Raw genomic sequence first — 22,688 nt, forward strand, 5'->3', positions numbered from 1 at the left:
GGATTCCTTCGGTGCGTGCGGTTGTGCGGGGCGGTGCGTGTTACGCGGGGCGGTGCGCGAGGAGGCGGCAGCAGTGGAACGCCGCCTCGGTGATGCCGGGCAGGACCTCCTCCCTCATGCGTTCCAGCGAGGCGGGCCCGCGGGCGATGGAGAAGGCCGCGGTGATCCCCGAACTCCGGAGCTCCTCGGGCGGGACCGAGACGCTTCCGGCGATCACCACCACGGGCGTCCCCTCCGGGGTGAGGCGGCGGACGGCGTCGACGACCTTCCCCGCCAGCGACTGGCCGTCGAAGGACCCCTCGCCGGTCAGGACCAGGTCGGCGGCGCCGAGCAGCCGTTGCGCGTCCAGGACCTCGGCCACCAGCTCCGATCCGGGGACGAGTTCGGCGCCCAGGAGCGCGGCCAGCGGCGCGGGCAGGCCCCCGGCGGCGCCCATCCCGGGACGGTCGCGCACGTCCGTCCCGGCTGTTTGGGCCAGCACGTCGGCCAGGCGGTGCAGCCCGGCGTCCAGGAGACGGACGTCACCGGGGGTGGCGCCCTTCTGCGGACCGAAGACGGCCGCCGCGCCCCGGTCGCCGACCAGCGGGTTGGTGACGTCGCAGGCGATCCGCCAGCGCACCGACCGGGCGCGCGGGTCGAGCGTGGCCAGGTCCACGCGGTCCAGGTCGACGAGCGCCCCTCCCCCGTCCGGCAGTTGCGAGCCGTCCTCGGCCAGGAACCGGGCCCCCAGGGCGGAGAGCAGTCCGGTACCGCCGTCGGTCGTGGCCGAACCGCCGATGCACAGCAGGATCTCCGCCACGCCCGCGTCCAGCAGAGCCGTCACCAGGGGGCCGACGCCCCGGGTACCGGCGGCCAGCGGGCGGAGCGGGACGTCGCTGACCAGGGGCAGGCCGTTGGCCTCGGCGGCCTCGATCACCCCTGTCCGACCGTCCGGCGAGAGGCCGTAGCGGGCCTCGGCCGGTCGGCCGAGGGCGTCGGTGGTGTCCACGGTGACCGCGGTCGTGCCCCAGGCGCCGAGCAGCGCGTCGAGGGTGCCCTCACCGCCGTCGGCGAAGGGCAGACGGTCGACGGCGACCTTGTACCCCGAGTCGGTGAAGGCCTCCTCCACCCCCCGGGCCATCGCCGCGGCCACGTCCACGGCGCGGGCGCTGCCCTTGAACGAGTCCGGGACGACGGCGACACGGACGGGTGCGACACCGTGATGTGTGTGAAACGCGCTGGACATGCACGAGAGCCTAAACACGTCAACCGTGCGATTCGACGGCCAACCGCCCAGTCTTCCTGGGACTTTCTGTGCGTCCTGTGTGCGATCAGCCCAAAGCGTCACACGCGTACAGGGCCATCCTCAGCGTGGCCAGCTGGTCGGCGCGGTGGATGTCCAGCCCGGTCATGGTCCGGATCCGGTCCACCCGCTGGAGCAGGGTGTTGCGGTGGACGTACAGGGAGTCGGCGGCGGCGCGCATCGAGGTGGTCGAGGCCACCGCCATCACGGTGCGCCGCTGGGCCGCGTTCAGCTCCGAGGCGAGCCCGGCCAGGTGGCGCAGGACGCGCGGCGGCAGATGGGCGACGGCCACGGCCATCGCCCGCGACCACGGTTCGGCGGTGCCCAGGGGCGGGATGAGCCGGGCGTGGCGGCACAGCGCCCGGGACTCCTCGGCGTACGCGAGCAGGGCGCCGACGTCACCGGTGGGCTCGGTGGCGGTGTGGCGGCTGTCCGCCGACAGGCCGAGGGAGTCGGGTGCGGGAGCGGTACCGGATCCGACCAGCCAGAGGGCACCGTGCAGGACGGCCGCCCGGTGTCCGGGGTCGGCGTTGACGCGGGCCGTCGCGGTCTCGGCGAGTGCGGGTGGCGCGGCGGCGCCGTCCTCGCGCGGCCTGGCGGCCGTCCAGAGGGTGAGCGACCAGGGCGGGGCGAGTCCGGCGGCGGACAGGCGGGACCGCGCGTCGTCGGGGTCGGTGGTGCCCGAGCTGAGGGCGGCGACGAGGTCGCGGGCCTCGGTGTGGCGGCGGGTGGCCGCGTCCTGTTCGTGCTCCTGGGCGATGAGGAGTTGGACGGTCAGCGCCACGACCCGGGCCAGCGGCGCGACCTCGTTGGGGTCGCCGGTCACGCCGACCACGCCGCGCAATTCGCCGTCGACCATGAGGGGTTCGTTGGCGCCGGGCCGGTCGGAGGTGCCCGGTTCGGGGGAGGTGACGAGCACGCCCCGCCCCTCGGCGATCACCCGTTGGGCACCCCGGTGGAGGGTGCCCAGACGCGAGGGGTCCAGGCAGGCGATGATGGTGCCGTGCTCGTCGATGACGTTGATGTTGTGGCTGATCGTCGGAGCGATCAGGTCGACCACGCGCTGGGCGAGGTCGCCGCTCAACGGTGGCCGACGCGGGTGTTCGACCATGGGTCACAGCATAAGCACTGGTGGGACCCGGGGGTCGGTCGGCGTCGGGGGCCGCGCAGCGCCACGTGTCCGCTCCGCCCAGCATGGTTCCACAGCAAGCGGAACGCAGGGGCCGCCCGCGATCGGGGCATGGGACACGTGCGCCGGGGACGGTCGGAATGCTCCCGGGAAGAGCACCCAGACCAGGTGTTGCGGCATACGCTCCGAGGGCGGACGCGGCCTGGGGTGACCGCCGTTGCGGAGGGGTGCCGGAGGCCGACCGGGTGGGCCGGACCCCGGCACCGAAGCCGCGGACGGTCAGGCGGGTACCGTCCACCGCTGGTTCTGGGCCCCGTTGCAGGTCCAGATCTGCAACCGCGTGCCGTCGGCCAGGCTCCCGCCGCGCCCGTCCAGGCACATCCCGGACCGCGGGTTGCGCAGTTCCCGTGTGGCCGGGGAGTACGTCCACGTCTGCGCGCCGGTGCCGTTGCAGTCCCACAACTGCACGTCCGTCCCCGCGGCGGTGCCGCCGCCCGCGACGTCCATGCACTTGCCGAAGGCGCGAACCGTGCCGTCCTGCGCCATGGTCCACTGCTGGGCCTGGTTGCCGTTGCAGTGCGCGACCTGGATCGGGGTCCCGTTGGCGGTGTTCGCGCCCGCCACGTCCACGCAGATACCGGTGGGCGCGGTGATGGTACCGGTCGGTGCCCCGGATCCGGCGCCGTTGTCGTAGACGCGGACGTAGTCCACGAGCATCTGCTGGGGGAAGCGGGTGGTCCCGTCGGGGTAGCCGGGCCAGGTGCCGCCGACCGCGACGTTGAGGATCATGAAGAACGGGTGGTCGAAGACCCAGGGGTCGCCGCCCAGGTCGGCGGGGGTGAGGGTCTGGAAGGCGACGCCGTCCACGGACCAGGTGATGGCGTCGGGCGTCCAGTCGACGGCGAAGACGTGGAAGTCGTCGGCGAACGCCCAGCCCTGGGGGTGGGCGTAGGACGCGCCGATGCCCTCCGCACCCGAGTAGCCCGGTCCGTGCACCGTGCCGTGCACGAGATGGGGTTCGCGGCCGATGTTCTCCATGATGTCGATCTCACCGGAGTCGGGCCAGGGGGTGCCGGGGAAGCTGTCCCCGAGCATCCAGAAGGCGGGCCAGATGCCCTGCCCCTCGGGGATGCGGACGCGTGCCTCGAAACGGCCGTAGGCGCGCTCGAACCGGTCCTGGGTGGTCATCCGGGCGGAGGTGTAGGAGCCGTCGCTCTCCCGCCGCGCGGTGATGACGAGGTTGCCGTTCCCGTCGAGCGCGGAGTTGGCCCGGCTGGTGGTGTAGTTCTGGAGTTCCGCGTTGCCCCAGCCGTGGTCGCCGGTCTCGTGCCGCCACCTGGCGGGGTCGGGAGCGCTTCCGGCGGGCCCGTCGAACTCGTCGGCCCAGACCAGGTCGCCGGGTGCGGCCTGTGCCGTCGGGGAGGACGGGGAGGCGTGGGCGACCCGGGCCTCCGCCGGGGCGACGCTCTGCGGGGCGGCCAGCCCCACCACCGCCAGAACGGCGACCGCGGCCGCCGAGAGGACGCCCGGGCCGCGGCGGCGCGGCTGGCGGGGTCGACGGGTCCGGAGGGTTCCGGGGGCGTGGGGGCTTGGGGGGAAGGTGGTCGGGCTCATCCGGCAGCTCCAAACTGCGCGCCCGGGCCTCGCGGTCGGCGGCCACCGCGTGGGGCCGCGTGCGTGGATCGGCCCGGCTCGGCTGGGGGTGGGGGGAGTCGCGCGACCCATCCACCTGACACCGTGCCACCACGGCGTCACGGAGTGAATGGGACACAAACCTTACAGATGCCCCCAGTTCGCGGCAAGGGGGTTCCGCGGGTTTTTGGAAGCGCTCCCATACACCGCTCAGGGCGCGGCCGACCCCCCGTGCGATCGGTGGTCAAGCTGACGCGCCCAGGGCCCCAGCACGAACAGGACCCCAGGACCACCAGTGTGGCGGCCAGCGAGACCGGGCTCGCCACGAACCGCGGTGGGTGTGCCGCTACGATGCGGCGCATGCTCTCCCCGTCCCGTACGACCCCTCTGTTCGCGCTCGCCTGTGTCCTGGTGCTGTCCTCCTGTTCGGTGTGGGGCCAGGAGGAGGAGCCCGAGCCGCCCGAGCCGTCGGCGATCAGCCCCGACACCGTTCTCACCTGCACCGAATCCGGTGACTGTGGCCAGGCGGGTGCGGTGCGCTGGTCACGGCCGTTGGAAGGCGACTTCTACCTGGAGCGCTACGAGGAGAGCGCACCGCTGCTCAAGCCCGCCGAGCAGTGGCTGGACCACGCCTATCCCTTCCCCGGGGCGGTGGAGGACGGCGGGGTGCTGTACCTGCACACGGGCGACAGGGTCGTGGCGGTGGATGCCGCTACCGCCGCCACATTGTGGACCAAGCCCGTGGGGATCGACGTCGCGCAGCTGCGGATGGTCGGATCGACCCTGGTGGCCATCGCCCCCGAGGACCCAGACGACCGGGTGCCCCTGCGCTTTGCGCAGGTGGGCCGTGACGGGGCCCGGGTGCTGGAGCCGAACCTGCCCGCCGACCTCGAACACGGGGGTGTCCTGGCCGCTGACGACACGCATCTGGTCCTGCGTGAGCGTCTGCCGCGTGACAGCGGGCAGGACCCCCGTTACGTCGTGGTGGAGGCGGCCACCGGCCAGGTGGCCTGGTCCGCCCGGTTGGATTCGGCCAGCTCCCAGGCCTGGGCCGATGACACCCTGTACCTGGCGCACACCCCCCAGGACGAGACCGCCTACGTCACCGTGGTCACCGGAGGGGAACAGACCGCCGAGTTCGACTTTCCCGAGGAGGTCGGGACGGAGGGGGAACCCTGGGCCGTCCCGGGCGGGCCACTGCTGTTCGACACGCCCGGCTGCGGCCCCGGGGAGGACATCTGCCGTCAGGAGCGGATCACCGCCGCGGATCCCGCCGACGGCCAGGTGCTGTGGACCCACCCCGAGCGCGGAGAGGTCGTCTCTGTCATCGGCGGGCAGGAACCCCGGGTGGTCGTGCACGACCAGGACGGCTACCGGGCCCTGGACGCCGACACCGGGCAGGTCCTGGACCAGGACGGTCAGGTCGACCCTGCTGCCTTGCTGGACCTCTACGGGGCCGAACGCCAGGACCCGCCGGGCCAGGCCGCTGCTATGCCTTCCGATGAGTACGACCTGCTCCCGATCCGGCCCACCGGCCCCGGGGTGGACGCCGAACCCCTGGAGGGGCTGGCCGCGGGGGCCGCACACCTGACCGCCTACACCGACCCCGACGGCGCGGTCGTCGGGGTGTATGTGGGCTGTGCTCCGGACGGTCTGCGCCCGCCCGCGCTGGACGCCCCCACCGGCGGCGTCACGTGCGTCGCACCCCGCCTTTTCGCGGTGGACTACTGACCCCCGGGCACGGAAGCGGCCCCGCGCCCATCTTCGGGAGTGGGGCCGGGATCAGGGGGTGTCAGCTTCCGGATCCGCAGAGCGGTCGTGTGCAGCGCAGGTACTGGGCCTGGGCCTCGAAGTCGACCCCGCCCATCAAACGCGGATCCACCTGCCCCTGCCCCCAGAGCATGTGCGGGCGGTCGCGCTCGTCCAGGGTCAAAGAGGTCAGGGACGGTTCCTCCTCACCCAGTTCCAGCAGCGGGGTGGACGTGGTCTGTGCACAGGAGCGGTCCAGGCAGGACAGCAGGACCAGCCGTTCCTGGGCGAAGTCGGGGGTCAGTAGGTGGACCCGGTCCTGGGTGTCCACCGCCAGGCCCGGGACGGGGCGCGCCCAGCCGGGGCCGGTGACGGCGGTGTCGGTGAACTCGGTGCACAGCGCGTCCTGGCAGTCCACCAGGTGGGCGCGGCCGCCGTGGGGGTCCCGGTAGGTCAGGACGGGTGTGCCGTCGGAGCGAAACTCCACGCGGGCCCCGAACCGGCCGCGCAGGCGGCCCTCGTGCTCGGAGTGGAACCGGTCCCCGTGGATCCGGGTGACCCGTGGTTCGTCGCACACCGCCTCGGCGCAGGCCACCATGGACAGCGATCCGCGGGCGGTGTCGGTCACGGCCATCGCGTACCCGCCCTCGGCGGAGGCGGCCAGGGCCAGGAACTCGCCGTTGACCAGGAAGCCGCCCACGGTCATCTCGGGCGGGAACAGGGTCACCTCGGCCTCGGCGCAGGCGGTGTCCTCGCACAGGTGCAGCCGCAGCCCGCCCTCGTCCTCCTCGATGGTCGCGGGGAGTTCGGGCGGGTCGTAGGGACGCACGTAGGAGGCCACCAGCAGCCGCCCGTCGGCCAGCGGAGCAACCGCGGAGACGGGGTCGAAGTGGTCGCCCGTGAACTGGCGGATCTGGACTTCCCGGTCCGGGGTTTGGCAGTCGGTGATGTCGGCGCAGGAGAGCAGGTAGAGCCCCGAGTCCGGGTGCGGGGCGTAACGTTCGGCATCATCCAGGCCCGCGTCCTCGTGTTCGTATTCGCGCCAGACGGTCCACAGTGCGCCGCCGTCGTGGACCCGCACGCCGCTGCCCTTCCAGGTCCGTTGGATCTCGCGCGCCAGCTCGCACTCGGGGTCGCACACCTCCAGGGCCACCTCGTCGGCAGCCACACCGATCACCGCGCCCTGCCCAGTGGGTTCCACGCTCACCGACAGGGCGTCGTCGCTGACGCCGCGGACGGGTTGGGCGGCCAACTGCGGCAGGCCGAACGGGTTGGCTGCCACCAGGGCGGGCCCCAGCAGCGGAACGCCGACCACCACCAGGACCAGGGCCGGGACCACGAGCATCCGGTGCCCGCCCACGGCCGAGTCGGAGAAGCGACCGGAAGCAGGGCGTACAGGTTCGGGTAGTCGCTCACCGGCCCGGACCAGGTCCACATCGCGCGCGGGCCCTTGGTCCACGTATCCGGGCTCCTCACGCGGCAGGCTGACGAGTCTGCCGCGCTCGTCGTAGCGGGCGGGCGGTGGCGTGGTGAAGGGGTTGCCGGAGTTCGGGGTTCCGGAGTAGGCCACGGGGGCACAGGCCAGCAGCAGCGACAGCGGCGCCACCAGCAGACCGGTCAGGACGGTGGTGGCCGTCAGCACGGGGCTGCCGTCCACCAGGTCCGTCCACCGCACCAGAGCCCATTCCAGCCCCGCTCCCGCCAGCAGCGTCACCCCGTAGGAGAGGCAGACCAGCATCAGGTGGGTCCTGAACCGCTGCCGGGCCAGACGGGCGGCTTCCAGCACGGCCCGGAAGGGGCCGTGTCCCTCCACCAGCGCCAGCGGCAGCGAGACCGTCACCGGAGTCAACACCAGTATCAAAACTGTGAGCAGCGCCAGCCCTGTCAGCACCGGCGGCCAGTCCGACATCAGGGCCCACAGGAACAGCGCCGCGAACCCGCCCACCAGACCGATCAGCAACAGGATCCAGGTCACCACGGCGAAGTAGCGGCGCCGCGCCCCCTGCCAGGCCTGGCGCGGTGAGATCCGACGCCCCAGCAGCGCGGCGGTACCCAGCAGGGTGGAGCCTCCCACGGCGATCGGTGCGGCTGCCAGGGCGAGCACCACGAGGACCCCGGTCGCGACCAGGTTGGAGGGCGCCAGCGGGTCGACGGCCGATTCCAGGGCACCGTTGAGGTAGGCGCCGTCCCGGGCGGGCGCCACCATCAGGGCCTGGCCCAGCAGCGTGGCCGGGAGTACGGGCACGGCCGTCACCACGAGCAGGCCCCACAGTCGTCGCACCCAGGTGGTGAACACCCGGTCAAACAGCGAGGACCAGTCCGCTTGCAGGGCCAGGTCGGCCGGGGCTGCGGCGGCGCTGTCCTGTTCGGAGTCCTGCCCCTGGGGCGTGTCCTGCGCCTGCGCCTCGTTCTCCCCTTCGGGTCTGGTTTCCTCGGTCACGTCGTGGCCGTCCGGCCTGTCCATCGATACCCCGTTTCCGTCACGTGTGCGACGGCAGACTACCGACGCCCGCGCCCGGACCGGCCCGAGCCCCACGTGGCCCTTGTCGCCCGGTCCGGGCGGACCTGCGGCGGTGATCCGCCCGACGATCCTCCACACCCGGGAGGCGCGTGTACCGCGCACCGATCCCAGCGGAGCATGCGACGCCCGGGGGATTACCGGGGGATCACCATCGGGTGCCGCCACGACCTGGATGTTCATGCCGTGTTGTGTGCTGGGGCGAGTTGAAGGGCCGGTCGGCCGCTCCACGGTCGCAGGTGATGAGGGCGGGGCCGCGACCACGCGTCCGTGGCCGCTCCCGGGGGTGCGACGTAGTCCCTGCCCGAGGATGGGGCTCTGCCGAGCGGGTGGGCGACCGGCTCCTCCCCGTACGGATGGGCCGGGACGGGCAGGGCTTGTCGGACCGGGTCCAGGGGGCGACGTGACAACGGCAGGACAGCGCGATAGAACGGCATGAGAACCCTCGGGGTTCGGCTCCTCTCGGCTGTTGCCCCGCCTACCAGGGGCTTCTTTATGCCAGGGGTGGTTTCGCGCAGTCGGTGTGAGCCTGTGAACTGCGGATTCAGGATGAAAAGGATTCACTACACGGCGTGAAACCGTCGGACCCGGATCGGTGGTCGCGTCCCATGCCCCGCACCTGGCACCCCAGAACCCCAGCGGTCCTCACCCGGATACGGGAGACCGCGCGCTCGACGCCGGAGCGCCGCGACCGCTACGTGGACCTGCTGCGCGCGCTGGCCATCGTGCTGGTGGTGCTGGGCCACTGGCTGGCCGTGGTGGTGGTGACCTCCGGCGACGGCGTCACCGGACGCAACGCCCTGGGCATCCTGGCCTGGACCCGGCCGATGACCTGGCCGTTCCAGGTCATGCCGGTGTTCTTCCTGGTCGGCGGGTACGCCAACGCGGCCTCCCTGACCTCGCACCGGGACAGGGGCGGCGACTCGCTCGGCTGGGTGCTGGGACGCACGGACCGCCTGCTCCGCCCGACCAGCGTGTTCCTCGGCGCCGTGTGGACGGCCGCGCTCGGAGCGCTGCTGCTGGGGACCCCGTCCGACCTCGTCGGCCTGGCGGTGTGGGCCGCCGCCATCCCCCTGTGGTTCCTGGCCGCCTACCTGAGCGTGGTCGTCCTGGTCCCGCTGACGCACGGACTGCACCGCCGGTGGGGAGCGGCGGTGCCGCTGGTGCTCGTCGGACTCGTCCCCGCCCTGGACGCAGCGCGGCTGGGCCTCGGCCTCCCCCTCGTCGGCCAGGCCAACCACCTGCTGGTCTGGCTGACCATGCACCAGCTCGGGTTCCTGTGGCGGGACCGCTGGTCCCGGCCGCGCCCCCTCGTCGCCGCCGCGACCGCCCTGTGCGGGTTCGCGCTGCTGCTGGGGCTGACCGTACCGGGCCCCTACCCGACCAGCATGGTGACCGTGCCGGGCGAGGCGCTGGGCAACACCACGCCGCCGACGTTCGCGCTGCTGGTCCTCGGCCTGACCCAGACCGCGGTCGTGCTGTGGCTGGCGCCCCCCGCGCGGCGGCTGCTGCGGCGCCCCGGCCCCTGGACGGCGGTCGTGGCGGTGAACTCGGTGGTGCTGACGCTGTTCCTGTGGCACATGAGCGCCGCGGTCATCACCGGAGCCGCCCTGTACGGCACCGGCCTGCTGGCGCAGTGGCCGGTGGGCTCGGCCGCGTGGCTGCTGCAACGGGTGCCCTGGCTGGTCGCGGTCGCCCTGGTGCTGTCGGTGCTCGTGGTCGTCTTCGGCGGGGTCGAGGTGCGCACCGCCCCCTCCAGCACCGGGTGGCGGATCAGCGCGCGGACCCGGTCACCGGCCGGGAACGCGGCCTGGCGCGCCCTGATCGTGTCCGCCCTGGCCGCGGTGCTGGCCGGACTCACCGGCACCGCCATGGCCGGTGCGGGGCAGAGCGGGGTGGACGCCCCCTCCGCGGCCGCCCTGGGTTCCTACGCGGCGGGCGCGTGGGTCCTGCGCCTGGCCCGCCACCGCTGGTCCGGAACCGGAGGCTGAGCGACCCGAGCCGCGGCCCGGTTCACAGGTGGAACTCGAAGCGCGGGAAGCACAGGCTGCCGCCCGGGTCGGCGACCTCCAGGTCCTCGAACTCGAACGCGGGCGAGGTGAAGCACGTGGACAGGGTCTCCTCCGCGGTGAGCGTGCGCGCGGTCTGCCACGTCCCCGCGGGCACCAGCACCTGGAGCGACTGTCCCGCCTCCGCGTGCGGGCCCAGCGTGTACCGTTCCCGCGCCTCGGGCTCGGGCCCGCTCCCGCCCAGTTCGATCAGCGTCGGCCCGCCCCGGCAGAACGACCACATCTGCGCCGAGCGCAGCCGGTGCCACCGGCAGCGCTCCCCGGGACACAGCAGGTACTGCAACGCCGACGCCGTCTCCCGGTCGGCCTCGTAGCCCTCCGGCCGCACGTACACCCCGCTGCGCCAGGTGGCGCGGAACCACCCGCCCTCGGGGTGCGGGAACAGGTCCAGCGCCTCGGCCGTCGACCCGCGCTGGTCGACGGCCGTGAACACGCCCGGGGGCTCGCGTCTGAGGTAACGCACCCCCACGACCGCCTCGCGGGGGATCGCGCCGTAGATGTGGGGGAAGAGGATCTCGTCGTCGAGCACGGCGCCGAACTCCTCGTCCAGCGGCAGGTGCGCGGACGGAGCCTCCCACCGCACCTCGCAGGCCAGCCGCATGGTGTCGACCACCAGAACGCAGAACGGCTCGCTCGCCGACCGGTACAGGCTGTTGGCCACCGCGAGCATCGCGTGCTCGTTCGGGGAGGCGTGGACGAACCCGTCGGTGTGCAGGCTGTCCGGCGCCACATCTCCGGACCCGCCCCGCCACCGGGCCAGTTCGGTCATGTGCAGCACGTAGTTCATCGTGATCGACCTCGCCACGCACGCCCCCCGGGGATCAGGTTTCCCGCCGGTCCCTTGTGGGCCTCCTTCCCCCATCGCCCCCGGCGCAACCCTGGAATCCGTGCCGGGAGCGGTGGCCGGGGGATCACACGAGCGGGTCGACCGCCTCGTCCACGGCCGCCTGCAACCGGCGGCGCAGGGCGGCGCTGTGGGAGCGGTCGGTACACACCTCGACCACCCGCAGCCCCTCGCCCATCAGGGCCTTGGGCAGATCGGCCGCCCACTCCAGACGTGTGTAGGGCAGGTCGGCCACGGCCGCCACGCGCTCCATCGACACCCCGTGCGGGGTTCCGAAGACGCGCTCGAAGTCCGGGTGCCCCGCCTGCTCCAGCCCGGAGAAGATCCCGCCGCCGTCGTTGTTGACGACCACGATCGCCAGATCCGGTCTGGGCTCACCGGGGCCGATGATCAGCCCGTTCTGGTCGTGCAGCATCGCCAGGTCGCCGAGCAGGGCGTAGGAGCGCCCCCCGTCCTGCCTCTCGTGCGCCAGCGCGGCCCCCACGGCGGTGGACACCGTCCCGTCGATCCCGCTCACCCCGCGGTTGCCCACCAGCCGCACCCCGCAGCGCGCCCGCATCGTGGCGTCCAGGTCGCGGATGGGCATGCTGGACCCGGCGAACAGCAGGGATCCCGCGGTCACCTGCGAGACCAGGTCGCGGGCCAGACGCGGCTCACTGATCAGTTCCTCGGAGTCCAGCACCCGGTCCAGGGCCGCGCGGGCGGCCTCCTCGGCCAGCCACCAGGACCGCGACCATTCGGTGCGCCGGGGTTGGTCCCACGACAGCCCCTCGGGCGGGGCGACGGCGGCGACGACGTCGGTGGCGGTGCGCGCGGGGTCGGAGAAGGCGTCGGCCAGACCGGCGCAGGGGTCGCCGACGGCGGAGGCGGTCACCACGACGTGCCGCAGGGCCCGCCGCAGGTAGGCCTGGATCTGCCGCGAGAGGTTGGGCCGCCCCACGCTGACCACCAGTTCCGGGGGGTGCGCGGCCGAGAAGCGCGACGAGGCCAGGAGTTGGCGGTAGGCGGACAGGGCTCCGGTCCGGCGCGCGTTGGAGGTGGGTTCGGCCAGCAGCGGCCATCCGGTCAGCTCGGACAGGGCCAGGAACGGCACCGGGTCGTAGTCGCCGTCACCGCACACGATCACACCACGCTCGACCGGGGGCAGCGCGTACGGTGCCGGTTCGGCCGGGAGACCGGGGCGGTTGATCCAGGGTCGGCCCTGCGCCCGGCCGTCCAGCGGTTCGGTCCACGGGGTGGAGGACGGGCCGTCGGGGGTCAAGGGCTCGCGGAAGGCCACGTTGAGGTGGACGGGGCCGGGGCGGCGGTCGACGGACGCGCTCCAGGCGCGGCAGACCAGCGACCGCCAGTACGGCACCATGCCGGGAACCGGGTCCGGCGTGCCGACCTCGGTGAACATGCGCACGGCGCCGCCGTAGAGCCCGATCTGGTCGACCGTCTGGTTGGCGCCCGTCCCGCGCAGTTCGGGCGGCCGGTCCGCGGTCAGCACGAGCAGCGGCACCCCGCTCTCGTCGGCCTCCATGACCGCCGGGTGGAAGTTCGCGGCCGCGGTACCCGAGGTGCACACCACCGCCACCGGACGTCGCGAGACCCGGGCCAGGCCGAGTGCCAGGAAGGACGCCGAACGCTCGTCGACGCGCACGTGGACGCGGATGCCGGGGTGGGCGACCAGGGCGAGCGCGAGCGGCGTCGAGCGCGACCCCGGCGCGACCACGGCCTCCTCCAGGCCGCATCGGGCCAGCTCGTCGACGAGGACCCGGGCCAGGGCGGTAGACGGATTCATCGGGTTCTCGGGGCCAGGTCCCGGGCCTTCGTGGACCGGAAGGGACGCCCCTGCCTCCTTGCGGGTGGTGTCGCGGTTGCCGTCAGCCCGCTCGCGGGTGCGGGGGTACCGGTCGTGGGTGCCCTGGTCGGTGCCCAGGGCTGCGGCGCGGTCGGGGCGACCGGTGGCCGGGCGGCGAGGAGCGCGACCGGACGTCACCACCTCGGTCACCTCCCACCCCGCGTCCTCGCGCGTACTCGGTCGCTCTGGCTCGTTCTGGTCACGGGTGCGCCGCGCCACGGCCCGATCCCCTCCTGGCGGATACCACCGCACCGGCCTGTCCGGTGTGCGCTGGTCACCGCCGACTCCATCTTCGCGCGGCCCCGGATCGGCGTGTGCCCGACCCCCGGTGGCCGCACGGGACCCGGTCTTTCCAGTGAACCGTGTTCACCGGGGTGCGCTGGCGGGTCGCGACTGTGATCTGCGACCCTCACCCCCGCCGGCGGCGCTCCGGCGAACGCGTACGAGCGGGGCGCTCCCCCGCTCCGGGGGACCGCCGCGTCGCACCGTTCAGGGGCCCGGCCATCCCCCGGCCGCCCGGGCCGCCTCGGCGCGGGCACGCCAGGCCGACGGATCGGTCTCCACCGAACGCAGCCGCTCCTCGTCGACCGACACGGCGCGCACGGGCAGGTACCCGTCCTCGGGCAGCAGGGGTTGGGAGGTGACGTCAGCGGTCAGCATCTGCATGGTCGCCAAGCCGCACGCGTGGGGCAGCTCCGGCAGCGCGGCCGCCAGCGCCACCCCCGCGGCCAGACCCACCGACGTCTCCACGGCGCTGGAGACCACCACCGGCAGACCGCACGCCTCGGCCACGCGCAGGGACGCGCGCACCCCGCCCAGCGGCTGCACCTTGAGCACCACGATGTCGGCGGCGTCGGCGGCCCGGACGCGCAGCGGGTCCTCGGCACGGCGGATCGACTCGTCGGCCGCCACGGGCACCTCGACGCGTCGCCGGACCCGGGCCAGTTCGTCCAGGGTCGGACAGGGCTGCTCCACGTACTCCAGGTCGAACCGGTCCAGCGCACGGACCATCCGCACGGCGGTGTCGACGTCCCAGGCGCCGTTGGCGTCCACGCGCACCCGCCCCGAGGGGCCGATCGCCGCGCGCACGGCCTCCACGCGGGCCAGGTCCTCAGACGGGTCCTGGCCCCGCTCGGCCACCTTCACCTTGGCCGTGGCGCAGCCCCCGGCGCGGACGATCGCGGCGGCCCGCTCGGGGTCCACCGCGGGCACGGTCACGTTGACCGGCACCCGGTCGCGCACCGGGGCGGGCCACCCCCGGTGGGCGGCCTCGTGACAGGCCGCCCACCAGCGCGACGACTCGCGCGGTCCGTACTCGGCGAAGGGGGAGAACTCACCCCACCCCGCCGGTCCGCGCACGAGCATGCCCTCGCGCACGGTGATGCCGCGGAACCGGTTGCGCAGCCCGATCGCGAACGCGCGCCCCCGGGTGAGCCCGTCCTCCGGGCCGGGTTCGGGGGCGGTGGTCACGGGCGGCGCGGGAACTTGTCGAACTCCGGACGGCGCTTCTCCTTGAACGCGTCCCGGCCCTCCTGGGCCTCCTCGCTCATGTAGTAGAGCATCGTGGCGTCCCCGGCGAACTGCTGCATGCCCGCGGCGCCGTCGCTGACGGCGTTGATCGCGCCCTTGACCATGCGCAGCGCCAGCGGCGACTTGGTGAGCATCTCACGCGCCCACCCGACGGTCTCCTTCTCCAGGTCCGCCAGCGGCACGACGGTGTTGACCATGCCCATGTCCAGCGCCTCCTGCGCGCTGTACTGGCGGCACAGGTACCAGATCTCGCGGGCCTTCTTCAGGCCGACGGTCTGGGCCAGCAGCCAGGAGCCGTAACCGCCGTCGAAGGAACCGACCTTGGGTCCGGTCTGCCCGAACTTGGCGTTGTCGGCGGCGATGGTGAGGTCGCAGCAGACCTGGAGGACGTTGCCGCCGCCGATCGACCACCCGGCGACCATGCAGACCACCGGCTTGGGCAGGCGGCGGATCTGCACCTGGAGGTCGAGCACGTTGAGGCGGCCGATGCCCTGCTTGGCCACGGCGTCGTCGCCGATGTAGCCGTCCTCGCCACGGATCTTCTGGTCACCACCCGAGCAGAACGCCTGGTCACCGGCTCCGGTGAAGATGATCACGCCGACCTCGGAGTCGTCCCGGGCGACGTTGAACGCGTCCTGGAGCTCGAACAGGGTCTGGGGCCGGAAGGCGTTGTGGACCTCGGGGCGGTTGATCGTGATCTTGGCGATACCCTCCGCGGTCTCGTAGATGATGTCGGAATACTCGCCCGACCGCTGCCAGTCGATCACGCTGCTCACGGCTTCTGCTTCTCCTCACGGGGACACTGGGGACGGCGCGGACACGGGCGACCGCGTCCACGCGTCGACCCTACGCATTGTGCCAGGCGAGCCGGGTGACGTGGGCACGCCCCCGGAACGCCGCCCGGCGGGGTTCCCGACAGGCTACTCGGGCGTAGGCTGTCCGCGTGGTACCGGAGACAGCAGAGATATTCCCCGAGCCGGCGACCGCCTCCGCGGGCGGCCGTCCCCTGCGCGCCGTCCGGGGCCTGGACCCGGGTCGCCTGGGCGACCTGGTGGCGCGCGCCCTGGACGGGCACGGTCCCGCCCTCCTGCCCATCCCCGACGGGACCCCCGACACCCGCGCGGCCGAGCTCGTCGCCGCGATGCGGCCCTCGTCCCTGCTGACCCCGGACGGCGTCACCGGGCTCGACGGCGGACCTCCGGTCGCCCCCGACACCGCCCTGGTCATCACCACCTCCGGGTCGACCGGTCGCCCCAAGGGCGTGGAGCTGTCCGGCTCCGCGCTGCGCGCCTCGGCGCGGGCCTCGGTGGCGCGGATCGGCGCGGCGCGGGGCGACGCGTGGCTGTGCGTCCTGCCCGCCGGTCACGTGTCCGGCCTCCAGGTGATCCTGCGGGCCCTGGCCACCGGTACCGAGGCGGTGCACGCCCCGTTCGACGTCGGCACCGTCGCCGACCTGGCCGCCCGCCTGCGCCCGCACGTGTCCCTGGTCCCGACCCAGCTGCGCCGCCTGCTGTCGGCCGGGACGGACCTGTCGGCGTTCGGCACGATCCTGCTGGGCGGCGCGGCCGCCGAACCCGCCCTCCTGGCGGCGGCCCGCGACGCCGGCGGCCGGGTGGTGACCACCTACGGCATGACCGAGACCTGCGGCGGCTGCGTCTACGACGGGCTCGCGTTGGACGGCGCCCGGGTACGCGTGGACGGCGACGGGCCCGGGGCGCCCGGCCGGATCCTGCTGTCGGGCCCGATGCTGCTGACGGGCTACCGCCTCGCCCCGGGCGTCGCCTCCGACCCGGGTGCGCTGGTCACCGACGCGGACGGCCGCCGGTGGCTGCGCACCAACGACCTGGGGCGGATCGACGGGAGCGGCCGTCTGCGGGTGCTGGGCAGGGCGGACGAGGTGGTCAACACCGGCGGGCACAAGGTGGTGCCCGCCCAGGTCAACGACCTGCTCCTGGCGCACCCCGCGGTGGCCGAGTCGGTGGTCGTGGGCAGGTCCGACCCCGAGTGGGGCCAGCGCGTGTGCGCGGTCGTGGTCGCCGCCGACCCGACCGACCCGCCGACGCTGGAGGAGCTGCGCTCGTGGGTGCGCGAACGCCTGCCCGCCTACGCGGCGCCGCACGAGCTGGAGGTACGCGAGGGGCTGCCGATGCTGGCCTCGGGCAAGCCCGACCTGGTCGCCCTGCGCACGCCCGCGCCCGGCGCCTGAGCGGACGGCGCCCCGGGGAACGGGGAGAATTCGCCCGTCGTCCCGCACCGGCCGGAAACGGGCGCCGACGAGACCGGAGGACGACTGGGGAACGCCTTCCCGAGCGTTTGGGCTGATCCTCCCGTCCGCGGGTCACCCGAGCGGCAGAAGGAACAGATTTTTCCTCTCCACCGGTCCCGGAGCTCCGCGGTCCCACGACCGAAACGGCCGTCCAGGATTTTCCGCGGCTGCGCGGGAGCGCCCCTTGCGCCGAACGCTCCGACAGGTGCGGGCCCGGCCCCGGCGACCGGCGTTCCCCTGGTGGCGAAGATCCGGACCGCGGTGAGGTCCTCGGCCTCAGCCGAACCCGATATTCCCACGAAAAAGAACATTCCGCCCCGGGAGAGCGGTCGGCGCCCCGCACGACGCCGGTCCGGCTGGCGCGGCACACCCTCCAGTGCCGACCGGCATTCGGACCGAACGCGCCTTTTCGTTTCGGCACCAGCACGTGCAGACGCCGCCGACACCGACAAAACCACGCGCCGCGGGTTTTTCCTTGGTCATCGTCATGAAACAAGAAAAGATCGAGAACACTTCTTTTCTCCGGTGGTAGACCCCGGCACCGGCCCGCCCCGGACGCAGAACGCGGCCGGCCATCCGCCCGGAGCCGGCCTCCGGCACCCCCTTCGCCGAACCGGCGTTACCGGTGCACTCCGAACACATGGGACCCTGACCTCAGCGGGTACGACGGTCGACACCGCCGACACCCCGCACCAGGTGACCCGGTTACACGGACGGCCCCCCGCCGACGGCCCCGCCCGCACTCCGCGCGCGGTGTGCCGGAAAGGTCGGGGAACTTCCGGAAGTCCTCCGACGTCTACCTGTGTATCCGGTCCCACGGCCCCTCTTTCCCAAGGAGGTCCGCAGTTGGCGAGAGCCATCGGTCCACGCGTTCCCGGCCCCGTGCCCTCTCCCGCGCCCGGCCCGTGGGGGCCCCGTCCCGCCGTGTCGGAAGCGAGCTCCCTTACCCGCTCCCGGTCGCCCCTGGCCACTGATCACCCAGTGATCCATGCCACTCTGTCCGATATCCAATCGAGACAGGGAACATTTGACTCTCCGACACGTTGGACATATTGGCGCGTCCAGTCGGCGGGAACCCTCCGCCACGTGCCACCCGTCATGGAAGGGAGGGAGGTGCCCAGATGACGAGCACTGCCTCTGCCGCTTCGGTCTCCTTCACCGAAGTCCCCGCAGGCACCGCTCCGCACCAGGAGGCCGCCGCCCGGGCGGCCCTGTCCGACCTGCTCACCCGCGGGCGCTCACAGGGACACCTGTCCCTCTCCGAACTGCGTACCGCTTTCTCCGCGGCCGGAGTCACCACTCCCGACGGCCGCTCCATCCTGCGTGAACTCACCGAGAACGGAGTCCGTCTCGCCAACGGGGGCGACGACTCCGCGCCGGTGGCCGATCCTGACGCCGAGGACGACGTGCTGGAAGACACTCTCATCGCGACGGTGCCCGACACCGACGAGGCACCCAAGGCCGCATCCGGCAAGGTCGCGTCCCGCAAGGGCCCCTCCGCCCGGAGGAAGCCCCGCTCCACGCGACGCGCCAAGAAGACCGAGACCGCCCAGGCCACCACCGATCCGGAGACCGGTGAGGCCGACCTCGACGACCAGTCACCCGCCATGGGCGACTCGGTCCACACCTACCTCAAGGCCATCGGTCGACGTCAGCTGCTCACGGCTGAGCAGGAGGTCGACCTGGCCAAGCGGGTGGAGGCCGGACTCTACGCCGAGTACCGCCTCGGCCGACACGGCGAGGTGGACGGCTCGGTGGAGATGACCGAGGCCGAGCTGGACGAACTGGAGTGGGTGGCCGAGGACGGCCGCCAGGCCAAGTCCCACATGCTGGAGGCCAACCTCCGTCTGGTGGTCTCGGTCGCCAAGAAGTACAGCGACCGGGGAATGTCACTGCTGGACGTGGTCCAGGAGGGCAACCTCGGCCTGATCCGCGCCGTGGAGAAGTTCGACTACACCAAGGGCTTCAAGTTCTCCACCTACGCCATGTGGTGGATCCGCCAGGCGATCCAGCGCGGCTTCGCCGACTCCGCCCGCACGATCCGCCTTCCCGTGCACGTCCTGGAGCTGTTGAGCAAGGTCAGCCGTCTGGAGCGCGACATGCACCAGGCGTTGGGCCGCGAGCCCACCCCGGAGGAGCTGGCGCTGGAGCTGGACAAGACCCCGGCCCAGATCGAGGAGCTGCTCCGCGTCACCCGTCAGCCGATCAGCCTGGACTCGACCATCGGCGAGGACGGCGAGACCCGGATCGGCGACCTGATCGAGGACGTGGACGCCTCGGAAGCCTCCGAGGTGGTCGACCGCCAGCTCATGGCCGACCAGCTGCGCAACGCGCTGTCGGACCTGGAGCCGCGTGAGGCGACGATCATGTCCCTGCGGTTCGGCCTCATGGACGGCCGTCCCCGCACACTGGACGAGATCGGCAAGCACCTGGGCCTGACCCGCGAGCGCATCCGGCAGCTGGAGAAGCAGTCTCTGTCCAAGCTGCGCCACCCCAGCCGTGCGCAGCAGTTGCTGGACTTCGCCAGCTAGCGACCACGGCACCGCCGGACGGCATGCCCGGGGGCCGCTCCCTCGTCGGGGGCGGCCCCCGGGCGTGCCGGGAGCCCGTCAGGGAGAACCCGGAGATCTCCCTGACTTCACCGGTCCGCAGCCGGGTCCGGCCCCGGGAGGTGCGACGATGGACGCCATGACGGACATCCCCTCGCGCCGAAACGACGAGATCGCCGCCGCCCTGCGCGCCAGCCGCGAACTCGGCCCCGAGTACGACGAAGCACTGGCCGCGTCCCTGGTGGAGCGGATCGACGACGCCATCGACGAACGCGTACGCCACCACGTCGCCGAACAGCTGGACGAGGTGGACCGGCCACGGCGCGGGATGTCCGGCAACACCGCCCGCTTCGTGCTGGCGCTGGTGACCCTGGGGCTGAGCATCCCGCTGACGGCCATGACCGCCACCCTGGTCGCGGGCGAGGCCGTGGCGATCCTGTGGGCGGGGCTGATCATCTTCTACATCGTCGTCGTGCGGGGCATGAGCCGCTGATCCGGCCAGGGGTCCGCCGTCCGCTCCGGGGCGGACACGCAGGTGTCCGCGGCGACCGTCGCGCCCGGCCCGGTCAGCCCTCCAGGGCGGCGCGCAGGATCTCGACCGCCTCCTCCGGGTCGAGCCCCACGCGCGAGATGACCTCAGCGTAGGCACGGGCGGCCGCCAGGGCCTCCGCACGCTGGTCGTCGCCCGAGGCGGCCACGAAGGTCCCCGACCGTCCCCGGGTCTCGACCACACCGGCCTGTTCGAGCTCCCGGTAGGCGCGCGCCACCGTGTTCACCGCCACGGACAGCTGCCCGGCCAGCGCCCGGACCGTGGGCAGCCGGTACCCCACGGGCAGTTCCCCGTTGGCCGCCGCGATCGCGACGATCGTCCGAATCTGCTCGTAGGGCGGTACCTTCGACGTCGGATCAATGCGGATGAACTCCGCCATCTCCTTCTGCGCTCCCCACCAGGCTCCGCCCCCGCGTGCGCGGGAGACCGTCTTCGTTCAGCCACGTCCAACCTACCCGGCCCTGCGCAACCAACCCTTCCCGGTGGGGAGACGGACGTCAGGCCACCGGGCGGGGGACCCGCTGGACCCCGTGCAGGCGGTGGTCCTCCCGGGCGGTGAGCAGGCGCTCGGCGACGCCGGTGGCCTCGCGGACCTCCGGACGGGCCAGCCGCTTGCGGCGGTAGATGCGGTCGCGGTAGCCCCGGGCTCCGACCAGGACCCGCTCGCGGGCGTAGGCCGCGCGCATGGCCTCGGTGAGCGCCCCGTCCAGGACCAGCCCGAGGTGGCGCAGCTCCGTCGCCGAGGCGTACCGGTCGCGCGCCCGCGCCAGGGCCGTCTCGGCCCCGGCGACCGCCTCCAGGAGTTCGGGCAGCCGCGCGGCCTCCTCCCGGTCGTGGGTGAGGCTCTCACGCGCCTGCGTCCTGGTCTGTTCGGTCAGTGCCATTCTTGCGCTCCGTACCCGCGTCCCGTCGGTCAAGGCCACTCTATTGTGACGTGAATCATCTGGCGACCGGTTCCGCGCGTCGAAGACGGCCGCCGGCACGCCGTACCGACACGCTGTCGGTGCACATCCCCGAAAGGACCACATTGAGCAGGAACTACGCCGGACTCAGCCGGGAGCGCATCATCGTCGAGGCGCTGCACATCATCAGCGGACGGGGCCTGGGCGGCCTGTCCATGCGCCGTCTGGGCGACGCCCTGGAGGTCGAGGCGATGGCCGTCTACCACCACTTCCCCCTCGGCAAGGAACAGCTGTTCAACGCCATCGCCGCCTACGTGACCTCCCCCGCCCCCACCGGTACGGCGCTCGGCGCGCAGACGCCGGAGGAGGGGGAGGGCGCCGCGGAGGATGACGGACCGGACGGCGCGCGGACCGTGGACCCGGGCCCCTGGGACGCCCGGCTGACCGACTGGGCCCTCGTCTACCGGGCCCGCCTGCTGGAGTACTCGGGGGCGTTGTCGCTGCTGGTCCACCGAGCCCCGCACACCGACGCCGACACCGCCACGCGCGCCCTGGTCCACGGGGCCTTCGGCGAGGCGGGCCTGTCCGGGGAGGACGTGGAGCGCGCGGCCGACGCCCTGTACGCGTACTGCCTGGGCGCGGTCGTCCACGAGGTGCGCCACCGCGACGACGAGGACGCCCCCGACGGAGCGGAGCGCGAGGCCGGGTTCGGGTTCGGTCTGCGGGCCCTGTTGCGGGGGCTCACCGCCACGGCGGGGTGAGGTCCGCGACCCGCGCGGAACCATGCGGTGCGCCGGATCGTCTCTCTATCCAGGGGCGCACCGTCGCCGATCCTCGTTCCCCGTCCGGCCGCCCCACGGCCGGGGGCATAGAAAGCTCTCCCATGGTCTTCAAGAAGATTCTCGCCGGTGTCGGATTCGGCGGAGCCTCGGTGGAAACGACGTTGGACACGCCCGTCGTCCAGCCCGGAGGTGTGGTCAGGGGTGCCGTCCACATCCAGGCGGGCGAGGTCGAGCAGCGGATCGACCAGCTCACCGTCGGCCTGGAGTCCCGGGTGGAGGTCGAGTCCGGGGACCAGGAGTACTCCCGCAACGTGGAGTTCCAGCGCGTGCAGCTGGGCGGGGCCGCGGTGATCGCCCCCGGGCAGAACTTCCGGGTGCCCTTCGAGCTGCCCGTCCCCTTCGAGGCGCCGATCACCGGTGTCCGGGGCCAGCACCTGCACCCGATGAACGTGGGCGTGAACACGCGCCTGCACCTGGCCGGGGCCGTGGACCCGGGGGACCTGGACCCGGTCGCGATCGAGCCGATGCCGTCCCAGGCGGCCTTCCTGGACGCCCTGCTCCGGCTGGGCTTCCACTTCAAGCACGCGGACCTGGAGCAGGGGCGGATCAGGGGTACGCGGCAGTCGCTGCCCTTCTACCAGGAGATCGAGTACCTCGCCGCCCGCCAGTACGAGGGCCTCAACGCCCTCGAACTGTCGTTCGTCGCCGACCAGCACGGCATGGACGTCGTCCTGGAGCTGGACAAGAAGCGCGGGCTGCTCTTCTCCGAGGGCAGCGACACCTACCACCACGTGGCCGTCACCCACGAGGAGGGCGTCCAGCGCGACTGGGCGGGCTACCTGCACCAGTGGATCGACTCGCTGGCCGGGCGTCGGCGGATGTTCTGACCCCGAGCGGTCCGGGGGCGGCGTCCGCCCCCGGACCGGGTTCCCGGCGCGGTCGCCCGGTCAGCCGCCGTTCCCGCGGAGGCGGACGCGTTCGGCCCGGTGGCGTCGTGCCTCGTCGGCGTCCAGCACCGGCGCCGCGGTCAGCAACTGACGCGT

General features: G+C 73.1%; 17 protein-coding genes. 7 read left to right on the forward strand and 10 right to left on the reverse strand.

Annotated features, from left to right (window positions below; genetic code table 11):
- Positions 1-40: 40 nt before the first annotated feature.
- From ACTVAJ_RS24660 to ACTVAJ_RS24670, 3 genes are all read right to left on the reverse strand, one after another.
- Positions 41-1,225, reverse strand: coding sequence for a glycerate kinase (locus tag ACTVAJ_RS24660; protein WP_470390635.1), 1,185 nt, complete (start codon positions 1,223-1,225; stop codon positions 41-43).
- Positions 1,226-1,310: 85 nt separating this feature from the next.
- Positions 1,311-2,393, reverse strand: a complete 1,083-nt coding sequence (locus tag ACTVAJ_RS24665) for a CdaR family transcriptional regulator (protein WP_470390636.1) — start codon at positions 2,391-2,393, stop codon at positions 1,311-1,313.
- A gap of 297 nt (positions 2,394-2,690) precedes the next feature.
- Positions 2,691-4,025: an RICIN domain-containing protein gene (locus ACTVAJ_RS24670; protein WP_470390637.1), complete on the reverse strand. Its 1,335-nt coding sequence runs from the start codon at positions 4,023-4,025 to the stop codon at positions 2,691-2,693.
- 378 nt (positions 4,026-4,403) lie between these two features.
- Between ACTVAJ_RS24670 and ACTVAJ_RS24675 the strand changes: the two genes are divergently transcribed.
- Positions 4,404-5,774, forward strand: coding sequence for an outer membrane protein assembly factor BamB family protein (locus ACTVAJ_RS24675; RefSeq protein WP_470390638.1), 1,371 nt, complete (start codon positions 4,404-4,406; stop codon positions 5,772-5,774).
- A 61-nt stretch (positions 5,775-5,835) separates the two neighbouring features.
- Here the strand turns inward: ACTVAJ_RS24675 and ACTVAJ_RS24680 are convergent, their stop codons facing one another.
- Complete coding sequence (locus tag ACTVAJ_RS24680; protein WP_470390639.1) at positions 5,836-8,256, reverse strand: hypothetical protein; 2,421 nt, start codon at positions 8,254-8,256, stop codon at positions 5,836-5,838.
- A 662-nt stretch (positions 8,257-8,918) separates the two neighbouring features.
- Between ACTVAJ_RS24680 and ACTVAJ_RS24685 the strand changes: the two genes are divergently transcribed.
- Complete coding sequence (locus tag ACTVAJ_RS24685) at positions 8,919-10,301, forward strand: acyltransferase family protein (protein WP_470390640.1); 1,383 nt, start codon at positions 8,919-8,921, stop codon at positions 10,299-10,301.
- A gap of 22 nt (positions 10,302-10,323) precedes the next feature.
- Here ACTVAJ_RS24685 and ACTVAJ_RS24690 read toward each other — a convergent pair whose 3' ends face one another.
- From ACTVAJ_RS24690 to menB, 4 genes are all read right to left on the reverse strand, one after another.
- A complete protein-coding gene (locus ACTVAJ_RS24690) occupies positions 10,324-11,166 on the reverse strand; it encodes a cupin domain-containing protein (RefSeq protein WP_470390653.1) in 843 nt (280 codons plus the stop codon).
- Between the two features lie 124 nt (positions 11,167-11,290).
- Positions 11,291-13,006 (reverse strand): 2-succinyl-5-enolpyruvyl-6-hydroxy-3-cyclohexene-1-carboxylic-acid synthase, encoded by a 1,716-nt coding sequence (menD, locus tag ACTVAJ_RS24695; protein WP_470390654.1) that lies wholly within the window; start codon positions 13,004-13,006, stop codon positions 11,291-11,293.
- Positions 13,007-13,555: 549 nt separating this feature from the next.
- Complete coding sequence (locus tag ACTVAJ_RS24700; RefSeq protein ID WP_470390641.1) at positions 13,556-14,536, reverse strand: o-succinylbenzoate synthase; 981 nt, start codon at positions 14,534-14,536, stop codon at positions 13,556-13,558.
- Complete coding sequence (gene menB, locus ACTVAJ_RS24705) at positions 14,533-15,372, reverse strand: 1,4-dihydroxy-2-naphthoyl-CoA synthase (protein ID WP_470390642.1); 840 nt, start codon at positions 15,370-15,372, stop codon at positions 14,533-14,535. The genes ACTVAJ_RS24700 and menB overlap by 4 nt, the downstream gene beginning before the upstream one ends.
- A 230-nt stretch (positions 15,373-15,602) precedes the next feature.
- Here menB and ACTVAJ_RS24710 point away from each other — a divergent pair, with 230 nt between their 5' ends.
- The 3 genes from ACTVAJ_RS24710 (at position 15,603) to ACTVAJ_RS24720 (ending at position 19,904) form a co-directional block, all read left to right on the forward strand.
- Positions 15,603-16,802, forward strand: a complete 1,200-nt coding sequence (locus ACTVAJ_RS24710) for an AMP-binding protein (protein WP_470390655.1) — start codon at positions 15,603-15,605, stop codon at positions 16,800-16,802.
- A gap of 1,181 nt (positions 16,803-17,983) precedes the next feature.
- On the forward strand, positions 17,984-19,393 hold the full coding sequence (locus ACTVAJ_RS24715; RefSeq protein ID WP_470390643.1) for an RNA polymerase sigma factor: 1,410 nt from the start codon (positions 17,984-17,986) through the stop codon (positions 19,391-19,393).
- Positions 19,394-19,541: 148 nt separating this feature from the next.
- Positions 19,542-19,904 carry a hypothetical protein gene (locus ACTVAJ_RS24720; RefSeq protein ID WP_470390644.1) on the forward strand — a complete coding sequence of 121 codons (363 nt, stop codon included), beginning with the start codon at positions 19,542-19,544 and terminating at the stop codon, positions 19,902-19,904.
- A 73-nt stretch (positions 19,905-19,977) separates the two neighbouring features.
- Here the strand turns inward: ACTVAJ_RS24720 and ACTVAJ_RS24725 are convergent, their stop codons facing one another.
- Both ACTVAJ_RS24725 and ACTVAJ_RS24730 read right to left on the reverse strand, forming a co-directional pair.
- A complete protein-coding gene (locus ACTVAJ_RS24725; protein WP_470390645.1) occupies positions 19,978-20,340 on the reverse strand; it encodes a GntR family transcriptional regulator in 363 nt (120 codons plus the stop codon).
- A 118-nt stretch (positions 20,341-20,458) separates the two neighbouring features.
- Complete coding sequence (locus ACTVAJ_RS24730; protein WP_470390646.1) at positions 20,459-20,845, reverse strand: hypothetical protein; 387 nt, start codon at positions 20,843-20,845, stop codon at positions 20,459-20,461.
- 143 nt (positions 20,846-20,988) lie between these two features.
- Here ACTVAJ_RS24730 and ACTVAJ_RS24735 point away from each other — a divergent pair, with 143 nt between their 5' ends.
- Together ACTVAJ_RS24735 and ACTVAJ_RS24740 are read left to right on the forward strand one after the other, a co-directional pair.
- Positions 20,989-21,624 carry a TetR/AcrR family transcriptional regulator gene (locus ACTVAJ_RS24735; RefSeq protein ID WP_470390647.1) on the forward strand — a complete coding sequence of 212 codons (636 nt, stop codon included), beginning with the start codon at positions 20,989-20,991 and terminating at the stop codon, positions 21,622-21,624.
- 122 nt (positions 21,625-21,746) lie between these two features.
- Entirely contained in the window at positions 21,747-22,532 is a 786-nt protein-coding gene (locus ACTVAJ_RS24740; protein WP_470390648.1) for a sporulation protein, read from the forward strand.
- Positions 22,533-22,688: the final 156 nt, after the last annotated feature.

This window comes from Nocardiopsis sp. KDC1DS13DA1 (assembly GCF_055632325.1).